Source organism: Pseudomonas sp. ef1 (assembly GCF_007293365.2).
GTDB classification, from domain to species: Bacteria; Pseudomonadota; Gammaproteobacteria; order Pseudomonadales; family Pseudomonadaceae; genus Aquipseudomonas; species Aquipseudomonas siliginis.
Genome location: NZ_CM129815.1, coordinates 3,637,501 through 3,657,618, shown reverse-complemented (window position 1 = coordinate 3,657,618; position 20,118 = coordinate 3,637,501). Strand labels below are relative to the sequence as shown.

17 protein-coding genes and 1 pseudogene are annotated in these 20,118 nt (G+C 60.3%); 3 read left to right on the top strand and 15 right to left on the bottom strand.

Features of this window, described 5'->3' with window-relative positions:
* Positions 1-68 precede the first annotated feature (68 nt).
* Positions 69-1,178 (bottom strand): PilT/PilU family type 4a pilus ATPase, encoded by a 1,110-nt coding sequence (locus tag FEE99_RS16550; protein ID WP_041478719.1) that lies wholly within the window; start codon positions 1,176-1,178, stop codon positions 69-71.
* Between the two features lie 109 nt (positions 1,179-1,287).
* Here FEE99_RS16550 and FEE99_RS16545 point away from each other — a divergent pair, with 109 nt between their 5' ends.
* Together FEE99_RS16545 and FEE99_RS16540 are read left to right on the top strand one after the other, a co-directional pair.
* The gene (locus FEE99_RS16545; RefSeq protein WP_041478717.1) at positions 1,288-3,825 is read left to right on the top strand and encodes a PAS domain-containing hybrid sensor histidine kinase/response regulator; all 2,538 of its coding nucleotides are present in this window, start codon (positions 1,288-1,290) and stop codon (positions 3,823-3,825) included.
* A 52-nt stretch (positions 3,826-3,877) separates the two neighbouring features.
* On the top strand, positions 3,878-4,153 hold the full coding sequence (locus FEE99_RS16540) for a peptidylprolyl isomerase (protein ID WP_007912322.1): 276 nt from the start codon (positions 3,878-3,880) through the stop codon (positions 4,151-4,153).
* Between the two features lie 115 nt (positions 4,154-4,268).
* Here the strand turns inward: FEE99_RS16540 and FEE99_RS16535 are convergent, their stop codons facing one another.
* The 10 genes and pseudogenes from FEE99_RS16535 to FEE99_RS16490 all read right to left on the bottom strand — a co-directional run bounded on the left by FEE99_RS16535 (position 4,269) and on the right by FEE99_RS16490 (position 11,714).
* Positions 4,269-5,192, bottom strand: coding sequence for a 2-dehydro-3-deoxygluconokinase (locus FEE99_RS16535; RefSeq protein ID WP_041478716.1), 924 nt, complete (start codon positions 5,190-5,192; stop codon positions 4,269-4,271).
* Positions 5,193-5,324: 132 nt separating this feature from the next.
* Complete coding sequence (locus FEE99_RS16530; RefSeq protein WP_041478715.1) at positions 5,325-6,539, bottom strand: amino acid deaminase; 1,215 nt, start codon at positions 6,537-6,539, stop codon at positions 5,325-5,327.
* A 38-nt stretch (positions 6,540-6,577) separates the two neighbouring features.
* Complete coding sequence (locus FEE99_RS16525) at positions 6,578-7,342, bottom strand: IclR family transcriptional regulator (RefSeq protein ID WP_041478714.1); 765 nt, start codon at positions 7,340-7,342, stop codon at positions 6,578-6,580.
* Positions 7,343-7,471: 129 nt separating this feature from the next.
* On the bottom strand, positions 7,472-7,861 hold the full coding sequence (locus FEE99_RS16520; RefSeq protein ID WP_016774497.1) for a RidA family protein: 390 nt from the start codon (positions 7,859-7,861) through the stop codon (positions 7,472-7,474).
* A 31-nt stretch (positions 7,862-7,892) separates the two neighbouring features.
* Positions 7,893-8,684 carry an amino acid ABC transporter ATP-binding protein gene (locus FEE99_RS16515; protein WP_041478713.1) on the bottom strand — a complete coding sequence of 264 codons (792 nt, stop codon included), beginning with the start codon at positions 8,682-8,684 and terminating at the stop codon, positions 7,893-7,895.
* A complete protein-coding gene (locus tag FEE99_RS16510; protein ID WP_041478712.1) occupies positions 8,681-9,343 on the bottom strand; it encodes an amino acid ABC transporter permease in 663 nt (220 codons plus the stop codon). The genes FEE99_RS16515 and FEE99_RS16510 overlap by 4 nt, the downstream gene beginning before the upstream one ends.
* A gap of 9 nt (positions 9,344-9,352) precedes the next feature.
* A complete protein-coding gene (locus FEE99_RS16505; protein WP_024012746.1) occupies positions 9,353-10,015 on the bottom strand; it encodes an amino acid ABC transporter permease in 663 nt (220 codons plus the stop codon).
* Between the two features lie 51 nt (positions 10,016-10,066).
* On the bottom strand, positions 10,067-10,915 hold the full coding sequence (locus tag FEE99_RS16500) for a transporter substrate-binding domain-containing protein (RefSeq protein WP_041478710.1): 849 nt from the start codon (positions 10,913-10,915) through the stop codon (positions 10,067-10,069).
* A gap of 280 nt (positions 10,916-11,195) precedes the next feature.
* The gene (locus tag FEE99_RS16495) at positions 11,196-11,477 is read right to left on the bottom strand and encodes a type II toxin-antitoxin system RelE family toxin (RefSeq protein WP_039758603.1); all 282 of its coding nucleotides are present in this window, start codon (positions 11,475-11,477) and stop codon (positions 11,196-11,198) included.
* Positions 11,467-11,714, bottom strand: a pseudogene (locus tag FEE99_RS16490) (type II toxin-antitoxin system Phd/YefM family antitoxin). The gene FEE99_RS16495 and the pseudogene FEE99_RS16490 overlap by 11 nt, the downstream one beginning before the upstream one ends.
* Positions 11,715-11,962: 248 nt before the next feature.
* Between FEE99_RS16490 and FEE99_RS16485 the strand changes: the two are divergent.
* Positions 11,963-12,394 (top strand): thioredoxin family protein, encoded by a 432-nt coding sequence (locus tag FEE99_RS16485; protein WP_041478709.1) that lies wholly within the window; start codon positions 11,963-11,965, stop codon positions 12,392-12,394.
* Positions 12,395-12,530: 136 nt separating this feature from the next.
* Here the strand turns inward: FEE99_RS16485 and FEE99_RS16480 are convergent, their stop codons facing one another.
* The 4 genes from FEE99_RS16480 to cobN form a co-directional block, all read right to left on the bottom strand.
* A complete protein-coding gene (locus FEE99_RS16480) occupies positions 12,531-14,090 on the bottom strand; it encodes a TerC family protein (protein WP_041478708.1) in 1,560 nt (519 codons plus the stop codon).
* A gap of 357 nt (positions 14,091-14,447) precedes the next feature.
* Positions 14,448-15,140, bottom strand: coding sequence for a vWA domain-containing protein (locus FEE99_RS16475; RefSeq protein ID WP_143979040.1), 693 nt, complete (start codon positions 15,138-15,140; stop codon positions 14,448-14,450).
* Entirely contained in the window at positions 15,113-16,123 is a 1,011-nt protein-coding gene (locus tag FEE99_RS16470) for an ATP-binding protein (RefSeq protein WP_041478707.1), read from the bottom strand. Before FEE99_RS16470 ends, FEE99_RS16475 begins: the two co-directional genes overlap by 28 nt.
* A gap of 143 nt (positions 16,124-16,266) precedes the next feature.
* Positions 16,267-20,115 (bottom strand): cobaltochelatase subunit CobN, encoded by a 3,849-nt coding sequence (cobN, locus tag FEE99_RS16465; protein WP_041478705.1) that lies wholly within the window; start codon positions 20,113-20,115, stop codon positions 16,267-16,269.
* Between the last annotated feature and the right edge of the window lie 3 nt (positions 20,116-20,118).

The following is a 20,118-nucleotide window of genomic DNA, read 5'->3' as shown; positions in this document are numbered from 1 at the left end:
TAGCCAAGTATTAGTCTAGATTTCAAACATCTATCACCTGACCGCTCAGCAGCCTACAGACACGAAACTTACTCCACCAACCCCCAATCCCCTGTCGATGCTTTTTCGTTGATTGAAGAATCAAGTTTAAGCTTGATGCCTAACCGTAAGTTGTTTGTCGAATCCGCGTTTTTCAAAGCTTCTTCTACTGTAATAACACGCGCAAGGACTAACTGTAACAGTGCAGCATCGAATGTCTGCATGCCTGAGTCTTCGGATTTCTCCATGATACTTTTCAACTCAGCCAACTCATTGCGACGGAGCGCATCAGCAACAGTCGGCGTACCTAATAACACTTCCACGGCCGCCCTGCGCTGGCCGTCGACAGTGCGTACCAAGCGCTGCGAGATAAAGGCTTTCAGGTTGTTGCCCAATGTCTGCAACAGCTGCTCGCGCTTCTCCTCGGGAAACATATTGATGATGCGATCCAGCGCCTGATTGGCGTTGGTCGCATGTAATGTCGACAACACCAGATGCCCTGTATCGGCAAACGAGAGCGCGTGCTCCATGGTTTCGCGGTCACGGATCTCACCAATCAGGACGACGTCCGGTGCCTGGCGTAAAGTGTTCTTCAGTGCAGCATGAAAGCTGCGCGTATCGACGCCAACCTCACGCTGATTGATGATCGAGCGCTTGTGCCGATGGATATATTCGATCGGGTCTTCGATGGTAACAATGTGTCCGGCACTGTGGCGGTTGCGATGATCGATCAGCGCCGCCAGGGAGGTCGACTTGCCCGAACTGGTAGCGCCGACAAAAAGAATCAGGCCACGTTTGAGCATCACCGTTTCCAGCAACACCGGCGGCAGTTTCAAGTCTTCGAACCGCGGGATGTCGAGCTTGACGTTGCGGATAACGATCGAAACGTCGTTGCGCTGCTTGAAAATGTTCACCCGGAACCGGCCGACGCCCGTTCGGGAGATTGCCAGGTTCATTTCAAGATCCCGGTCGAACTCCCGGCGCTGCTCGGCGTCCATCAGGGAGGTGGCGATGGCCGCGGTTTCGCCAGGTTTGAATGGCTGATCGCTGAGCGCCGTCAGCACACCATCAATGCGAGCGCTCGGTGGTGCGCCGGTGGAAAGGAAGAGATCCGAACCGTTTTTTTGCGACAATGTTGACAACAGTGCATCGATTTCCATGGCTGAAAGCACCCGCGAAGCATTGAATGAGCAGATTTGGCCTACGCTTGGCGCGGCTCCTGCAACAATGATAGACCCCGTCTCACCGAACCACGCTCAGGATTGAAACATGAATGCTGTACCCACCACCGATGACGCCCAGGCCCTGATCGCCCGCACCGACTGGAGCCGCAGTCCGCTGGGCGCCGCCGGCACCTGGCCGCAGAGCCTGCGCACAGCGGTGGACATCGTGATTCATTCGCCGATGCCGATGCTGCTGTTGTGGGGGCCGCAACTCACGCAGATCTACAACAATGGCTTCGCCCTGCTCGCCGGCAGCAAGCATCCCGAAGCCTTCGGCCAGCCAACGCATGAGATCTGGCCGGAAGTGCGGGATTTTGCCGAGCCGATCTACCAAGCGGTGCTGCAGGGTCAGGTGCGCAGCTTCAGCGAGCAGCGTTTCAGCGTACAGCGGGACGGCAAAAAAACCGATTTCTGGCTGGACCTGACCTACAGTCCGATTCGTGATGAAACCGCACAGGTCGCCGGCATTCTGATCACTGCCATTGAGACCAACGAGCGCCGCCGTATTGCCCTGGAGTTGCAGCGCCGTTCCGAGGAAAGCCTCAAGGCTCAGCGCCAGTCCGAAGAGCGTCTGCAACTGGCCCTTGCCGCCGCCGACGCCGTCGGAACGTGGGACTGGGACATTGGCGAAGACCGATTCATTGCCGATGCGCATTTTGCCGAACTGCATGGCGTTGATCCGAGCAAGGCCGGGCAATTGCCGATCAGCGAATATATGCACGGGGTGCACCCCGAAGACCGCGCAATGGTTGCGCGCGGCATCAAGCACTGCATCACCCACGGCACCGAGTACGCTGAGGAATATCGCTTGTTGCAGGCCGATGGCACGCTGCGCTGGGTGTTCGCGCGCGGGCGTTGCTACAAGGATCATCATGGTCGGCCGATGCGCTTTCTCGGCGCGGCGCTGGACCTGACCGAACGCAAACACACCGAACAAGCGCTGCGTCAGAGCCAGACCGAATTGCAGTTGATCATCAACGCCATGCCGATCCTGATCAGCTATGTCGACGCCGAAGAACGTTTTCGCTTGAACAACGCAGCGTATCTCGACTGGTACGGCCTCACACCGCAAGAGTTGTACGGGCGCAAGATTCGCGAAGTCATCGGCGAAGAGGCGTATTTCCTGCGTGCACCGTACATCGCCGAAGCGCTGGCCGGGCGCGCCTGTTCCTTCAGTTTCTATACCCCCCACCGCGACGGCAGCACCCGTCATGCCCTCATGAATTATCTGCCGCGACATGGTGCGGACGGTGCAGTGAACGGCTTCTACATCTTTGTCATCGACGAGACCGAGCGCAAGAAAACCGAAGAAGCCCTGCGTAATCTCAACGAGACCCTCGAAGAGCGGGTCAGCGCGCGCACCGAGCAACTGGCTCAGGCCAACGAGCGTTTGCAGAACGAGATGTTCGAACGCGAGCGCGCCGAAGATGCCTTGCGCCACGCGCAGAAGATGGAAGCCGTCGGCCAGCTGACGGGGGGCATCGCCCACGACTTCAACAACATGCTCACCGGCATTATCGGCAGTCTGGACTTGATGCAGCGCTACATCGCCAATGGTCGTGCCGACGAGATCGGCCGTTTTACCGAAGCGGCCGTGTCATCGGCCAATCGCGCGGCGGCGCTCACGCATCGCTTGCTGGCGTTCTCGCGGCGCCAGTCGCTGGACCGCAAGCAACTGAACGTCAATGAGCTGGTGCACTCGCTGGAAGATCTGATCCGCCGCACCAAAGGCGATCCGATTGATCTGCAACTGCGCCTGCCCGAAGACGTTTGGCCGGTGAGCACCGACGTCAGCCAGCTGGAAAATGCCTTGCTCAATCTGGTGATCAACGCCCGCGACGCGATGCCCGAAGGCGGCACGTTGCTGATCCAGACTGCCAACGTCTACCTCGACAGCAGCGACATCACCATTCTCGAACCGGTCAAGGCCGGGGAATACGTCATGCTCGCGGTCAGCGATAACGGCACCGGCATGACTCCGTCAATTCGCTCCAAAGCGTTCGATCCGTTCTTCACCACCAAGCCGATCGGCCAGGGCACCGGGCTCGGGCTGTCGATGATCTACGGTTTCGCCCAGCAATCCGGTGGTCACGTCAGCCTCGACAGCGTGCCGGGGCAAGGTACTTGCGTGCGCCTGTACTTGCCGCGCTTGCTTGAGCCGACGCCGGAAACCTCATCTGTGAAGAAAGCCGAACCGATTGCTGCTTCATCTTCTGGCGAAACCGCAATCGTGGTCGAGGATGACGCGGCGGTGCGCATGCTGGTGCTCGATCTGCTGAGGGAGCTGGGCTACAAAACCTTCGAAGCGGCAAACGCCAAAATCGCCCTGCCCTTGTTCGAGTCCGCGCAACGTGTCGATCTGCTGGTCACCGATGTCGGGCTGCCCGGCATGAACGGTCGCCAGTTGGCGGAAATTGCGCGCCAGCATCGTCCCGGCCTTAAAGTGCTGTTCATGACCGGTTACGCGCAGATTGCTGCCGAGCGCCAGGGCTTTCTTGAAGAGGGCATGGACATGGTCGCCAAGCCTTTTGTCCTGGAAGTGTTGGCGAGCAAGATTCGCAAGTTGAGCAACCCGACCCCGTGACTTGAGGCATAATCGCGCGCCCCGCTGTCACCCCGTTATCAGGTATTGCACGATGAAAGCCCAAGCCCGCCACATTCTGGTGAAAACCGCCGAAGAGGCCGAACAACTCAAACAGCGCATCGCCAAGGGCGAAGCATTCGATGTGCTGGCGAAGAAGTTTTCCACCTGCCCGTCCGGCAAACGCGGCGGTGATCTGGGCGAAGTACGCCCAGGACAGATGGTCGGCGCGATTGATGCGGTGATTTTCAAGAAACCACTGCGCACCGTGCATGGGCCGATCAAAAGCAAGTTTGGTTATCACCTGGTGCAGGTGTTTTATCGGGATTGATCGCTGCTCGCTGTAGGAGCTGACGAGTGCAACGAGGCTGTGATCTTTTGATCTTGCTTTTGCGGATCCAGATCAAAAGATCGCAGCCTTCGGCAGCTCCTACAGGGAGTGCATTTCAGGCTTTGGGGATCAGCGCTCCTGGCACCTGTATTACCCGACTGGCCAATTCATGTCCCGCTTGGGCCGCCTCTGCCGGGCTGCCGCCGAGCAAACGCCGGGCCAGATACGCCGCACTGAACGAATCCCCCGCCGCCGTGGTGTCGACAACCTTGTCGACCTTTTGCGCCGGCACCTCAAACGCCTCCCCCTGACAACGAATCAGGCACGCCTCGGCGCCACGCTTGAGCACCACTTCTGGCGTGCCTATCTGTGCATACGTCGCAAACACCTCAGCGCAATCGGCAAACCCGAACAACGCCTGTTCGTCATCCACGGTGAGCAACGCCAGATCGACATAGGGCAAGACGCTGCGATATGCCGCGCGGGCCTCTTCAACAGAAGCCCACAAGCGTGGGCGGTAGTTGTTGTCGAAAACGATGTGCGCATCGCGCTGCCGGGCTTCGCTCAACGTCTTGATCAGGCGGGCACGGCCTTGCATGCCAAGTACGGCGAGGGTGATCCCGCTGAAATACAGCACGTCGTAGTCCGGCAAGGCCGCGAGAATCGGCTCGGCCGCAGGGGTAGTGAAGCAATCGCGCACCGCCGCTTCATTGCGCCAGTACAGGAAACGCCGCTCGCCGTTGGCGTCGGTCTGTATGCAATACAAACCGGGAAGCCGACCAGGCAAGCGCTGCACCAGATCGAGGCCGATGCCTTCGCTGCGCCAGATCTGGCACATTGCGTCACTGAAACTGTCATCGCCCAGCGCGGTGACGTAGTCGACTTGCGCCTTGTCGCCCAGGGCGCGGGACAGGTACACGGCCGTATTGAGAGTATCGCCACCGAAGCTTTGCTGCAGACTGCCGTCGGCACGTTGTTGCAGTTCGATCATGCATTCGCCGATCAGGGCGATGCGTGGGGTGTTGCGGAGGATTTTCATCGGGTGGGATCTCGGGTGGTTCAGTGGTGGCTAAGCGGGCGTCTTCGCGAGCAGGCTCGCTCCCACATTCAAATGCGTCCTCTGTGGGAGCGAGCCTGCTCGCGATTAGCCGCCGCAACGCAATCTCAAGCCTTAGAAGCAAGTCTCCATGGTCTCGATGACCGCCATCTGCTCATCCACCAGCAACCCCACCCGCCATTTGTCAAACGTCAGGCATGGATGCGAAGTACCAAAGGAAATGATGTCGCCGACCCGCAGTTCTACACCCGGCGCCACAGTCATGAACGCATGCTGATCCATCACCGCCGTGACCTTGCACGCACCGATATCATCACCTGTCGCCGGCACCACACCGGCCTTGTAGCGCAACAACGGCACCGGCAAACCGGCGTCGAATGCGACGTCGCGCTTGCCCAGGGCGATCACCGCGAAACCCGGTTCCGGCAGCGACTGCACATGAGCCCAGACTTCCAGCGCCGGGCGCAGGCCTTCGTGCAGATCGCTGCGACGGTCGAGCACGCAGCACTGCGCCTCTTTGTAGATGCCGTGGTCGTGCGCGACATAACTGCCCGGGCGCAACACACTGAGGAAGCGGCCAGCGGCGTTCTGGGTTTCGAAGGATTCGGCGATCAGGTCATACCAGGCTGAACCCGATGCGGTGATGATCGGTTTGGCAATGGCGAAAGCGCCGCTGTCCTGCAGCTGCACCGCCAGGCGCACCAGCGATGCGGCGAACTGGCGAATGCCACTGACCGCATGATCGCCATGAATCACGCCTTCGTAACCTTCAATGCCGGTCAGTGCCAGCGCCGGTTGCGCATCGATGGCCTTGGCCAGCTCGATGACTTCCTGCTCGCTGCGGCACCCGCAGCGCCCGCCGACCACGCCATATTCGATCATCACGTTGAGCTTGACCCCACGGGAAGCGAAGTAAGCCCCGAGGTCGGCGACGTTGTCCGGGTGATCGACCATGCAATAGAAATCGAACGTCGGATCGGCAAGCAGATCGGCAATCAACGCCATGTTCGGCGTGCCGACCAGTTGATTGGCCATCAGCACGCGACGCACGCCGTGGGCATAAGCCGCGCGGGTCTGGGTGGCGCTGGCGAGGGTGATACCCCAGGCGCCGGCGTCGAGCTGACGCTTGAACAATGCCGGAGTCATGCTGGTTTTGCCGTGGGGCGCGAGTTCGGCGCCGCTGTCGCTGACAAATTTCTGCATCCAGCGAATGTTGTGCTCCAGCGCCTCGCGGTGCAGCACCAGCGCCGGCAGGCTGACGTCGCGGGTCAGTTGCGCGCCGAGGGAGGCGTCACCTTTTTCTACGGCAGAGTTGATGGCAGTGGTCATGGTCCAATCCTCACAGTCGCGGCCGCAGGCAGCCGCGGTTATTCGTTGATCCGCCGGGCGAGGCTGTTGGCGCTCTCGATCAGCACCCGGCGATAGTCGTTGTAATTGTTTTTCGCATCGGCGCGTGGGGCGACGATGCACAACGTGCAAATGGCCACGCCTTGCGGGTCTTTCACCGGCGCGGCGAAGCAATGGGTGAACGTGTCGGCGACGCTGTCGAAGGAAAAGAAGCCATCGATACCGGCCTGACGAATCTCCGCCAGAAAGCGTTCCAGTGGCAGACGTTCGCCGTCGGGCAGGATGTAGTCGTCCTCGTCGATCAGGTCGATGATCTGCTGATCGCTTAAATGCGCGAGCAGCAGGCGCCCGGAGGCGGTCCACGGGATCGGCGCGTTTTCGCCGATATCCGATGAGATGCGGAAATGCCGCTCGCCCTCCTTCATCAACGCCACCGTGTATTTGCGCCCGTTGAGCAGGCACATCTGCGCGGTTTCGCGGGTCTGGCTGACGATCTCCTGCAAGGCGTGATCGGCCTCGCGGCTGAGGTCGAAATGGCGCAGATGCGCTTGGCCGAGGAAGTACAACTGGCGGCCAAGGTAGACGTGGCCATCCTTGCCCACCGGCTCGAGAATCCGCCGTTCCAGCAAGGATGCGACCAGCTCGTAGACCGTGGATTTCGGGCCGCCGATGCCGTTGGCGATGTCGTTGGGGCGCAAGGGCTGGCCGATTTCCTTGAGAAAATCGAGGATATCGAACGCCCGGTCCAGACCACGTGCCCGGCGCTTGATGGTGTCTTCGGTCATGTCATTACTCACTCGATATTTCCTGTAGGAGCTGCCGCAGGCTGCGATCTTTTGATCTTGCCTTTCTGGCGCATCCAAAAATGCCAAAAGATCGCAGCCTTCGGCAGCTCCTACAAGAGCCGCGGTGTATCAGGCCTTCTTCTTGTAGGCAATGCAGTCGATCTCAACCTTGCAATCAACCATCATGCTCGCCTGCACGCAGGCCCGCGCCGGGGCGTGTTCGGGTTTGAAATACTCGGCGAAGACTTTGTTGAAGCTGCTGAAATCCCGTGGATCGTCCAGCCATACGCCGGCGCGAACCACGTCCTCAAGGCCATAACCGGCCTCTTCAAGAATCGCGATCAGGTTCTTCATGGTCTGGTGGGTCTGTTCGACGATGCCGCCGACGATGATCTCGCCATCCACCGCCGGTACCTGGCCGGACACATGCAGCCAGCCATCCGCTTCGACTGCGCGGGCGAATGGACGAGGCTGGCCGCCGGCGGCGGTGCTGCCGGTGCCGTAACGCGTAATGCTCATGGGTGTTTCTCCTGATTGCAAAAGTGCAGATTCAAAACCGCGTGCTTTTGAGAAATTCCGCCAGACGCGGCGATTGCGGGCGTTCGAACAGTTCCTTGGGAGGCCCCTGCTCTTCGATTCGCCCTTGATTCATGAAAACGATCTTGTCCGAGACCTCGAAAGCGAAACGCATTTCGTGGGTCACCAGCAACATGGTCATGCCGTCCTCGGCCAGCCCCTTGATCACGTTGAGCACCTCGCCAACCAGTTCCGGGTCGAGGGCCGAGGTGACTTCGTCAAAGAGCATCAGGCTCGGGTTCATCGCAATCGCCCGGGCAATCGCTACGCGCTGTTGCTGACCGCCGGACAACTGACCGGGAAAGTGATTGCGCCGCTCCAGCAGGCCGACACGCTCCAACCATTTTTCGGCAAGCACCACGGCTTCGTCCTTGTGCATCTTCTTCACCTTGAGCAGGCCCAAGGTGACGTTCTGCAACGCGGTCAGGTGCGGAAACAGGTTGAATTGCTGGAACGCCATGCCGGTCATCGCGCGATGGCGGGCAATGACCTTTTCCGGGTGACGTACGCGTTTACCGTTGACCTCGTCATAGCCGATGGATTCGCCGTCGAGCAGAATCTGCCCGCCCTGAAACTCTTCGAGCATGTTCACGCAACGCAGCAGCGTGGTCTTGCCCGAGCCACTGGAGCCGATCAGCGTAACGACGTTGCCACGCTGCATGCTCAGGTCGACACCCTTGAGCACTTCCACCGCGCCGTACTGTTTGTGCAGGCCGCGAATGTCCAGCAGCGCCTGATTCTGTGAAGCAACTTGAGCTTGAGTCATGGCAAGGCCACCCGCTTTTCAATGTGCCGGCCGAGTAACTCGATGCCGTAGTTGATGACGAAGAACAGAAAACCGGCGAACAGGTAGAACTCCAGGGTCATGAAGTTTCGGGCGATGATCTGTTGTGTGCTGAGCAGCAATTCGGCGACGCCGATCACCGAGAGCAAGGTCGAAGCCTTGACGATTTCGGTCGACGAATTGACCCAGGTCGGCAGGATCTGCCGCAGCGCCTGAGGCAACAGCACGTAGCCGAGGGATTGGTAGAACGTCAGGCCGATGGCTTTGCCCGCCTCCATCTGCCCGCGCGGCAGGGCTTGCAAGGCGCCGCGCACGATTTCGGCAACGTGCGAGCCGCAGAACAGCGTCAGGCCCAAGGCTCCGGCCTGAAACGCGCTGATCTGCCAACCGAGCGCCGGCGCCATATAAAAGCAGGCCAGCACCAATACAAACACTGGCGTGCCGCGAATCAGATCGACGTACAGCCGAAACGGCGCGCGCATCCAGAATCTGCCGTAAGTCAGGACCAGGCCGGCAACCACGCCGAGCATGGTGCCCAACACAATGGCCAACGCCGAGACCTGCACACTGGTCAGAAAGCCCTGCCACAACGGCTCGCGGGCGAGCCACAATTCATGCAACCAACTGGGAGATTGGTACATCGCAGCCTCCTATCGGCGGATCGCCAGACGCTGCTCGAGGTAACGCAGCAGCATGGCAATGAGGTAACAGGCCGCGACATACAACGCCGTGGTCACCAGCCAGGTTTCGATCACCCGGTAGCTCTCGACGTTGATCTTGCGCGCGTAATAGGTCAGCTCCGGCACCGCAATCGCAGCCGCCAGCGAGGTGTCCTTGAACAGCGAAATGAAGTTGTTCGACAGCGCCGGCAGCACATTGCGCAGCATCACCGGCACGGTGACGTAAGCCTTGACCTGCCATTCACCGAGACCGATTGCCAGCCCGGCTTCGCGCTGACCTTTGGGAATGCTAAGCAAGCCGCCACGGAAGACTTCGGTCAGGTACGCGCCGGCATACAGCGACAGCGTGATGATGAACGAAGGAATCTTGTCCAGACGAATGCCAAGGCTGGGCAGCGCAAAGTAGATCAACAGAATCAACACCAGGATTGGCGTGTTGCGCACCACCGTGACGTACACCGAGGCCAGCACCCGCAAGGCGCGATGTTTGGAGAGCAAGGCAAACGCCATCAGCAGGCCGATCACGCAGCCGATGGCGATCGACACCAGCGCCAGCTGCAAGCCCAGCCCGAGCCCTGCCAGCAAGGTGTCGAAATCGCGCCACACGGCGGCAAAGTTCAACTGATAATTCATGGTCAGCAGTACCTTGAGCGGGGCGACTGAAATCGCCCCACTCTCACGGGATCATTTGAATTCGACTGGGAAACCGATCGCGGGCGACGGCAGATCGACACCGAACCATTGCTTGAAGGAGGCGGCGTAGGTCGGGAACTCAACCCCGGTCATGGCTTCATGCAGCGCGGTGTTTACGAAGTTCAGCCAGTCCTGATCGCCACGTTTGACTGCGCAGGCGTAAGTCTGCGGGCTCCAGGCATAGCTCGGGCTGCGGTAGCGGCCCGGGTTCTGCACCATCAGGTATTTGACCGACGACTGATCGGTTGCGGCGGCATCGGCACGGCCAGAGTTCACTGCCTGATACATCAGGTCGACGCTGTCGTACTGATCGACCTTGGCCTTGGGCAATGCCTGATGCACCAATTCTTCGGCGTAGACGTTTTGCAGCACCGCAACGGTAACGTCATCGCCCGCCGCCTGCAGGTCTTCGATTTCCTTGTACTTGCTGTTATTCGGCAACAGCAGGCCGACGCCTTCGCGGTAGTACGGCAGAGTGAATGCCACTTGCTGGGCACGGCTGGCGGTGACGGTGATGAACTGGCAGCTCATGTCGACCTTGTCGGTCAGCAGATTGGGAATCCGCGCATCGGACGACTGCACCACGAACTCGACTTTACTCGGGTCGTTGAACAGTCCCTTGGCCACCATCCTGGCGATGTCGATATCAAAACCCTGCAACTTGCCGTCCGCGCCCTGAAAGTGCCACGGCGCGTTGGTGCTGCCGGTGCCCACGATCAACTTGCCACGGGCGAGAACACTGTCGAGCTTGCTGTCGGCCGCCTGGGCCAGACCCATGACCGAGGAAGAAGCCGCAAGGACAAAAACACACGCTTTGAACAACGAAGGATGGCGACGCATGGCAAGCACTCCACAATTGTGTTTATTCCGCTATACCGGAATACGGTTTGTTACTACGGAATAGACAGCAGAAAGTGTGCCACAGGAATCTCGCGAAATCTGTAACTGCGTTGAACGCTTTTGGAATCAACAAGATATGGTTCGTCGACCAAAGGGTTTGGCCCGACCAGGAGCGAAGGCAACACCTGACAAAGCCAGGAAAGGGGTAATGCGTTCCCAACTTGGGTCAGATCGCGCCGTTGTGGTGCGAATCAGGGTGACAGTTGAACAAGACCCGGTATCAGCGCTTTAGCGCCTGCCTGTAGACATCACCACCCTGCCGTTTTCCGACCGCTATCACCGTAACGACCAGTACCTCGTCCCTGACCCGATAGACCAACCGATATCCAGCGCTTCGAAGCTTGATTTTATAGGCGTTACTCAATCCTTTCAGACGAGCCGCCGGAACGTGGGGATTTGCCAGCCTTTCAACAAGTTTATTTTTGAACTGCTCTCTGAGCTCCGACCCAAGCTTTCGCCACTCCTTCCAAGCCTTTTCAGAAAATTCCAGTTCATAGGTCATCAATGGATACCTTGATGGTCGGATCGTTTTCTCGCTCCTTGCAAAGGGCGATCAGTTCCAGATCCTCCAGGCGCTCCATCATTGCTTCATATTCCTTGGCAGGAACACAGTAGAAGGCCGGTTCGTTTCGATTAAGGATCGCCACAGACCGGCCCCCACCAGCTGCCACTGTACCCATAGGGTTTTTTTCAATTCGGAAATACTCGCTACGACGTGAGAAAGAACAATGTGCGTCATGAACTGTGCCTCTTGAAGTGCTCTGATTAGTGCTCAAAATAGCACTCCAAGTGATGCTCGGCGCAATGCATTGAGGTTACCACGCGGTTTCTTGTGAGGTTCCCGCATTGGTTGTCAGGTCTATCTGGCGTTCTTGTGGGATTAATCTCGTGGTTACGCACCCCACCTGTAATTTCTGACAGTAGACCGCGACGCCCCTACTCCTTTAACGTCAAGGAGCCTACCCGCTCGTTGAAAAGGACCCTTCGATGAACGTCACCAACACAACTTCCGCGCTGGCCCCGGTTTACCGCAAAGCCCTGAAAACCTGGCGTCCGGTCATTCTTTATTTCGCCAATGAACATTGCCCCGCCTGCGAATGGGCCGGGCCGATCTTTCGGCAGATTGCCGAGCCTTATCGATTGCGTGCCAATGTCTACATGCTCAACACCAGCCAATCGCCCAAGCACCCGAATGTCACGGGCACGCCAACAGTGCTGTTCTATAAAAACGGCAGGCTGCTGAAAAAGCTCAAAGGTATCGGCACTGAAGAAACCCTCGCACGGGATTTCGCCGTGCACATCGGCAAGGCCAAAGCCCCCTTTGCCGCGCGTAAACGAATGCATGATCTGCCTTGGCTGCGTCAGACACTTCGTACTTTGCGTACCGTCCCACATGGGCGCCTACGGAGGATGTACTGAACGAGCCTCCTCAGAGGTATGGAGTGCCTGCCAAATTGCCTTCGCGAGCAGGCTAGCTGCCACATTGAACCGCGTTGCAATGTGGCAGCGAGCCCGCTCGCAAAAAGGCCGGCACAGCTTTTAGAAAACGCAAGGATTACGCGGCAGCGCGCTCCAGCAACACCCGCGTCACCCGCCGCTCTTCCACCGCTTTGACAGTCAATTGCCAGCCCTCGTATTCCAGTTGATCGCCGGTCATCGGCAAGCGATCCAGCAGACTCATCACCAACCCGGCCATGGTCTGATAGTCCTCCGTCGGCTCGGCATCGAAGCCGGTACGCTGGCGAACGCGAGCCAAGGGCAGCGCGCCGCTGACCAGAAACCCGCCGCGCTCTTCGACCACGTCCGGGCCTTCGATTTCGCTGGCATCGGGTAGTTCGCCAGCGATCGATTCGAGGATGTCGGTCATGGTCAGTACGCCGACAAAATCGCCAAATTCATTGACCACGAAGGCAATGTGCGTTGACGCCGCGCGCATCTGCTCCAGGGCATTGAGGATTGAGTAACTGTCGAGCAGATTGACGGTCTTGCGAGCCAGATGCTCCAGGTTCGGCTCGTTGCCCGCCAGATATTCCTTGAGCAGTTCCTTCTTGTGTACGAAGCCCAGCGGCTCGTCCACCGCGCCATCGCGAATCAACGGCAAGCGCGAGTAGGACGAATGCATCAACTTCGTGCGAATGGTTTCGGCGTCATCCGCAAGATCAATCAGGTCAACGTCGGCGCGCACCGTCATCAGGTTGCGAATCGGCCGTTCCGCCAGTTGCAGCACACCGCTGATCATCACCCGCTCACGACGGTCGAACAGCTCGGCCACCGGCGCTTCACCGTTATCGAGCAGGTCGGAGATTTCCTCGCCAACCTCCTCCGCCGCCAGTTTGCGCCCGCCGAGCAGACGCATCACCGCATGGGCCGTGCGCTCACGCATTGGCCGCACGCCCTGCATCGAACGTTTGCGCCGAGCCCGGGCGATCTGGTTGAACACCTCAATCAGGATCGAGAAACCGATGGCCGCGTACAGGTAACCTTTCGGGATATGGAAGCCCAGACCTTCGGCGGTCAGGGCAAAACCGATCATCATCAGGAAGCCCAGGCACAGCATGATCACGGTCGGATGTGCGTTGACGAAGCGGGTCAGCGGCTTGCTGGCGACGATCATCAGGCCGATGGAAATGATCACGGCGATCATCATCACCGCCAGTTCATCGACCATGCCCACAGCGGTAATCACCGCGTCGAGCGAGAACACGGCGTCGAGCACCACGATCTGCGCCACGATCGGCCAGAACAGCGCGTAGGTCGTGTTGGTCGAGCGCTCGCCGACATGGCCTTCGAGGCGCTCATGCAACTCCATCGTCGCCTTGAACAACAGGAACACGCCACCGAACAGCATGATCAGGTCGCGGCCGGAGAAGCTCTTGTCGAACACCTCGAACAACGGCTGCGTGAGCGTAACCAGCCAAGAAATGCTCGCCAACAGGCCCAGGCGCATGATCAACGCCAGCGACAAGCCGATGATCCGCGCACGATCACGCTGATGCGGCGGCAGTTTGTCGGCAAGAATTGCGATGAACACCAGGTTGTCGATACCCAGCACCAGTTCCAGCACGATCAGAGTCAACAGGCCTAACCAGGCCGTGGGATCCGCTAACCATTCCATAAAACGTCTCGATCTCTCTTCAGTGAATTCAGGCGGCCGGACACGGCGAAGCGCAACGCGAAGGCTCAAGAGCCGCGTTATCAACCATAGTCGGGGGTCGGAAAACGGGATGCTGCGAAAGGATCAAGACCGCGCAACGTTGCGCTGGAGAGTGCTGACTGGGAGGCTCCGAGAGGGTGTTCATGTAGATCCTGAATGAAAAGAGGCCTTCGAGCGTACAGGGTCGACTGGTCCGCTCCACAGCGGTAAATCATTTCAAAATCTGTATGAATGACCTTGATCGGAGACTTTCAGCGTTGCCGAAAAAGCCTTCGCGAGCAGGCTCGCTCCCACAGGGTGCGAGCGGTGCGGCGGATTTCAGCGTAGACCCAGCTCATCGATATGCTGATACTGCGCTTGCAGCGCGGTCGCCAGATCCTTCGCCCGGCCCAGTCGAATCGGCCCGCGTTCGATGTCGATCAGCAATCCCGGGCACGCCAGCACCGGCAACCCCGACAGCTCTTTCAAGCGACCATCGGTCACGATCAGACAGCGTTGCTGTTCGGCGGGAAAGCGCTTGCGTCTAACCGTCAGCCATTGCTGCGCCTGCTCCAGCGCCGCGAGCAACGGCGTGCCGCCACCAGCGCCCAGACCGTCAAGCCAGATGCTCAGGCCGCTTGAGGCCTTCAAGCCTTGCACCTGCCATTTCGGCGCAGAACCACTGGCGGTCAGCAACGCCAGCCGCGCCCGCTGGTGGTAAGCATCGTCGAACAACTGCGCGAGCAGGCCCTTGGCATCGCTCAAGGCCTGATGGCGACGGGTCGAAGCCGACGCGTCGACGATCACCAGCCAGATTTCATGGGATGAGCGGGTGCGCTGTTGAAACAACAAATCGGCGCGGCGCTGAGGGCGGCCGTTGAGCAGCGTGCCCGGCCAGTTCACCGAACCGCTGCTGGCGCTCTGGCGTTGGCCCTGACGACCATTATCGAGTTGTCCGGCACGGGGTCTGGCATTCGCCCCCGCGTCGGATCGGGGGCGAATGCCTAGGGCTTTTTTGCCTGTGGCGGCCAGCTCGGAACTTCGCGGCGGGCACCGGTGGTTTGCGCCGTTGCCGGCATCTCGCCCCACTGGCCCTGGCCTTCGCCGGATTTGCTGTCTGTGCCTGACGGAGATTGCGCTTGTGATTGGGCGCTGGATGAAGGTTGTTCGCGACGGCGATGGCGCAGGGCAAATTCGGCCACCGCGTCGATATCCTCTTCAGCAATCGCATCGGCCCCACGCCACGCCGCATGGGCGCGAGCCGCGCGCAACCACACCAGATCAGCGCGCAAGCCATCGACGCCGGCGGCGAAACAACGCTCGGTAATCAACGCCAATGCCGCATCATCCAGCGGGATGGCTGCCAAGCGCTCGCGGGCGCTTTCACAGCGCGAACGCAGGATGTGTTGCTCGCTCGCCCATTGCGCGCAGAACCCTTGCGGATCGCTGTCGAAATCCAGCCGCCGGCGAATGATCTGTCCACGTTCGGCGGGCGCGGTGTGGCCGCTGAGGGCAACGTTCAAGCCGAAGCGGTCAAGCAGTTGCGGCCGCAGCTCGCCCTCTTCCGGGTTCATGGTGCCGATCAGAACGAATTTGGCCGAATGCCGATGGGAGATGCCGTCACGCTCGATCAGGTTGGTGCCGCTGGCGGCGACATCGAGCAGCAGGTCGACCAAGTGGTCGGGCAGCAGATTGACTTCATCGACATAGAGCACGCCACCGTCAGCCTTGGCCAGGACACCGGGCGAAAACTGCGCGCGAGCGCCGCTCAGGGCAGCGTCGAGATCGAGGGTGCCGACCAGGCGCTCTTCAGTTGCGCCCAATGGCAACGTGACAAATTGGCCGCTGGCGAGCAGGTCCGCCAGGCCCCTCGCCAGCGTCGACTTGGCCATGCCGCGCGGGCCTTCTATAAGTACGCCGCCGATTTTCGGGTCGATGGCGGTCAGGCACAGGGCGAGTTTCAAGTCATCGGCGCCGACCACGGCGGAGAGCGGGAAATGCGGGGTGTCAGTCATCTTGGATACTCGTTCATGGTCGGTGAAAGGTTTTCAATTGCAGGAGTGAGCCTGCTCGCGATGGCGGTGTATCAGTCAACTTATGGGTTTGCCGAACTATCGCTATCGCGAGCAGGCTCACTCCTACAGGGGATCGCGTTCTCTCAGGTGTCTTCTTCAATGTCCAGCAGGAGGTTTTCAAGCGCTTCCTTATAAGCCCCCGGCTCCTGCCACATCCCGCGCTGCTGCGCTTCGAGCATGCGTTCGGTCATGTCGCGCAGCGCATGGGGATTGTGCTCACGAACAAAATCCCGGGTCGCCGGATCGAGCAAATATGCCTCCGCCAGCAACGCATATTGATGGTCGTCGATCAATTGCGTAGTCGCATCGAAGGCGAACAGATTATCAACCGTCGCCGCCAGTTCGAACGCGCCTTTGTAGCCGTGACGCTTGACCCCGTCGATCCACTTCGGATTCGCCGCGCGCGAGCGCACCACGCGGTTCAATTCTTCCTTTAATGTACGAATCTTCGGCAGATCCGGCTGGCTGTGATCGCCGTGATAACTGGCCGCCGCTTCGCCGCGCAGAGTCTCCACCGCCGCGAGCATGCCGCCCTGGAACTGGTAGTAATCGTTGGAATCGAGCAAGTCATGCTCGCGGTTGTCCTGGTTTTGCAGCACGGCTTGCACCTGGCTCAGGCGCTGGCTGAATTGCGCGCGGGCGGCCGTGCCCTCGTCGGCACCGCCGTAAGCATAGGCGCCCCAGTTCAGGTAGACCTCGGCGAGGTCTTCGCGCGACTGCCACAGACGTCCATCGATAGCGCCTTGCACCCCGGCGCCATACGCCCCCGGTTTCGCGCCGAAGATGCGCCACCCGGCTTGACGCCGCGCGGTATCTTCATCGACGCCCGACTGCAACAGCGCCTCGCGTTCGGCGCGCACCTTGGCGGCGAGTGGATTCAAGTCATCCGGCTCGTCCAGTGCGGCCACTGCTTGCACGGCGGCGTCGAACAGGCGGATGAGATTGGCAAACGCATCACGGAAAAACCCCGAAACCCGCAGCGTCACGTCGACCCGCGGACGATCGAGCAGGCTCAGCGGCAGAATCTCGAAATCATCCACGCGCTGACTGCCCGTGGCCCAGACCGGACGCACGCCCATCAAAGCCATGGCCTGAGCGATGTCGTCGCCGCCGGTGCGCATGGTTGCGGTGCCCCACACGGACAAGCCGAGGTGGCGCAAGTGATCGCCGTGATCCTGCAAGTGTCGTTCGAGAATCAGCGTTGCCGACTGGAATCCGATGCGCCACGCGGTGGTGGTCGGCAGATTTCGCACGTCCACCGAATAGAAGTTGCGCCCGGTGGGCAACACGTCGAGGCGGCCACGGCTGGGCGCACCGCTGGGGCCGGCCGGGACGAAACGACCGCTGAGGGCGTCGAGCAGACCGCGCATTTCGGCGGGACCGCAAGCGTCGAGCCGTGGGGCGACGACTTCGCGCAGCTGCTCGAGTATCGAATCAACCTCAGCCCAACCCGGCCCTTGTGGGAGCGAGCCTGCTCGCGAACTCGGTGTGTCATTCAACAATGATTTACCTGACACACCGCTTTCGCGAGCAGGCTCGCTCCCACAGGGGACATTCAGTGCTTGGAGGATCAGGTCTGCGGCGAAGAGCTCGAGGCGTTCGCGGGCGTCGCCGGCGGTGCGCCATACTTCTTCGCTGATGGCCTGCAACTCGGTCGGACGCGGTCCGCTCCACGGCTCGGCCAACGCGCAATCCAGCGGATCAAAACCCAGTTCAAATGCTTTGGCCAGTGCTCGCAGCAGACTCGACTGCGCGCCCTTGCCGTCACCGCGCGGGATGCGCAGCAATGCCAGCAACGTGTCGATACGCAAACGCCCGCTCGGCGACTCGCCAAAGATGTGCAACCCATCACGAATCTGCGATTCCTTCAGATCGCACAGATAAGTGTCCAGACGCGGCAACCAGATCGCCGCATCGGCATCGCTGTTCAGCGCGGCATCCAGTTGCAATTCGCGGTCGATTTGCGTGTCCCGCACCAATTGCAGAATGTCGCGCTGCAACTCGCGGGCACGGCGCGGATCGAGCAGTTGCGCCTCGTAATATTCGTCGGCCAGCAACTCCAGATTGCGTAGCGGCCCATAGGTTTCGGCGCGGGTCAGCGGTGGCATCAGGTGGTCGATGATCACCGCCTGCGTGCGCCGCTTGGCCTGGGCGCCCTCGCCCGGGTCGTTGACGATAAACGGATAGATATTTGGCAGCGGCCCGAGCAATGCGTCGGGCCAGCAGTTTTCCGACAGCCCAACACCTTTGCCCGGCAGCCATTCGAGATTGCCGTGCTTGCCGACGTGGATCACGCCGTGGGCGCCGTAGGTGTTGCGCAACCAGAAATAGAACGCCAGATAGCCGTGCGGCGGGACTAGATCCGGGTCGTGATAAACCGCGCTCGGATCGACCTGGTAACCGCGGGCGGGCTGGATGCCGACAAAGGTCAGACCGAAACGCAGACCGGCGATCATCAAGCGACCGTCGCGACACATCGGATCGTTGTGTGGCGATCCCCAACGCTCGAGTACCGCGGCGCGATTCGCCTGCGGCAGCGCATTGAACATTGCCAGGTAATCGTCCATCGCCAGGCTTTGCTGGCACGGGCGCAGGTCGAGACTGTCGAGGTCGTTGCTGACACCACCGAGCAATTGCTGGATCAGCTCGGTGCCACTATCGGGCAACTCGGCCGTGACCGGATAACCCTCTTCGCGCAAAGCGCGCAGGATGTTCAGCGCCGCCGCTGGCGTATCGAGGCCGACACCGTTGCCAATGCGGCCGTCGCGGGTCGGGTAGTTGGCGAGAATCAGCGCGATACGTTTTTCGCCGTTCGGCACGCGTGCCAAAGCGACCCAGCGCCGCGCCAGTTCGGCAACGAAATCCATGCGTTCAGGTTGGGCGCGATAACAGACCACATCGGACTGGCTGCGCTCGCTGCGCCAGGCCAGATCCTTGAAACTGATGGGGCGGCTGATGATGCGCCCGTCGAGTTCCGGCAAAGCAATGTGCATCGCCAGATCACGTGGTCCGAGGCCCTGCTCGCTGTCGCGCCAGCCAGGCTCGTTGTCCTGAGCGCAGATCGCTTGAATCACCGGAATGTTGCGGCGAAACGGGCGCAAATGCGGTGCTTCGGGGCTCGATTGGGCAAAACCGGTAGTGTTGAGAATCACCCCCGCCGCGATCTCGTCGAGCCAGCCCTCGACCACCGACAGGCAGCCGGGCTCTTTCAGACTGGCCACTGCGATCGGCAGCGGATTGAGTCCCGCCGCCTGCAAGCGCTGGCAGAACACATCGATGAACGCGGTGTTCGCAGCCTGCAAATGCGAGCGATAAAACAACAGCGCCGCCACCGGTTGATCGGGCAGCCATTCGGCTTGCCAGTCGCTCAGGGCAGCGCTGTTTTTCTGTGGGTGATAAATCGCCGTGCGCGGCAGGGTTTGCGGCTCGCTCCACGGGTAATCGCGGGCGAACCATTGGTTGCCCAGGCAACGGAAGAAATCCAGTGCATTGCCCATGCCGCCCTGACGCAGGAATTGCCAGAGTCGATCGCGCACGTCGGCGCTGACCGTGCTCAAGTCGCTGAGCTCGGGGTCCGGGCGGTCATCGCCGGGCACCAGAATCAGTTGCACGCCGCGTTCGGACAACTCGACCAGCCGCTCGACACCGTAGCGCCAATAGGCGATGCCGCCGTGCAGTGAGATCAGAATGACCTTGGCGTGGCGCAGCACTTCGTCGACATACAGATCGACAGAGGCATGATTCTGGACCTGCATCGGGTTGGCCAGACGCAGGCTCGGATAATCATCGGGCAGTTGCTGCGCAGCCTCGGCGAGCAGCGCCAGGCTGGAATCGCCGCTGCACAGGATCACCAGCTCGGCGGGGGTTTGTCCGAGGTCGGCAATGTTGTCGTCCGAGACGAATCCGCCCGGCTGGGTCCTGAGCAGGTGCATGGC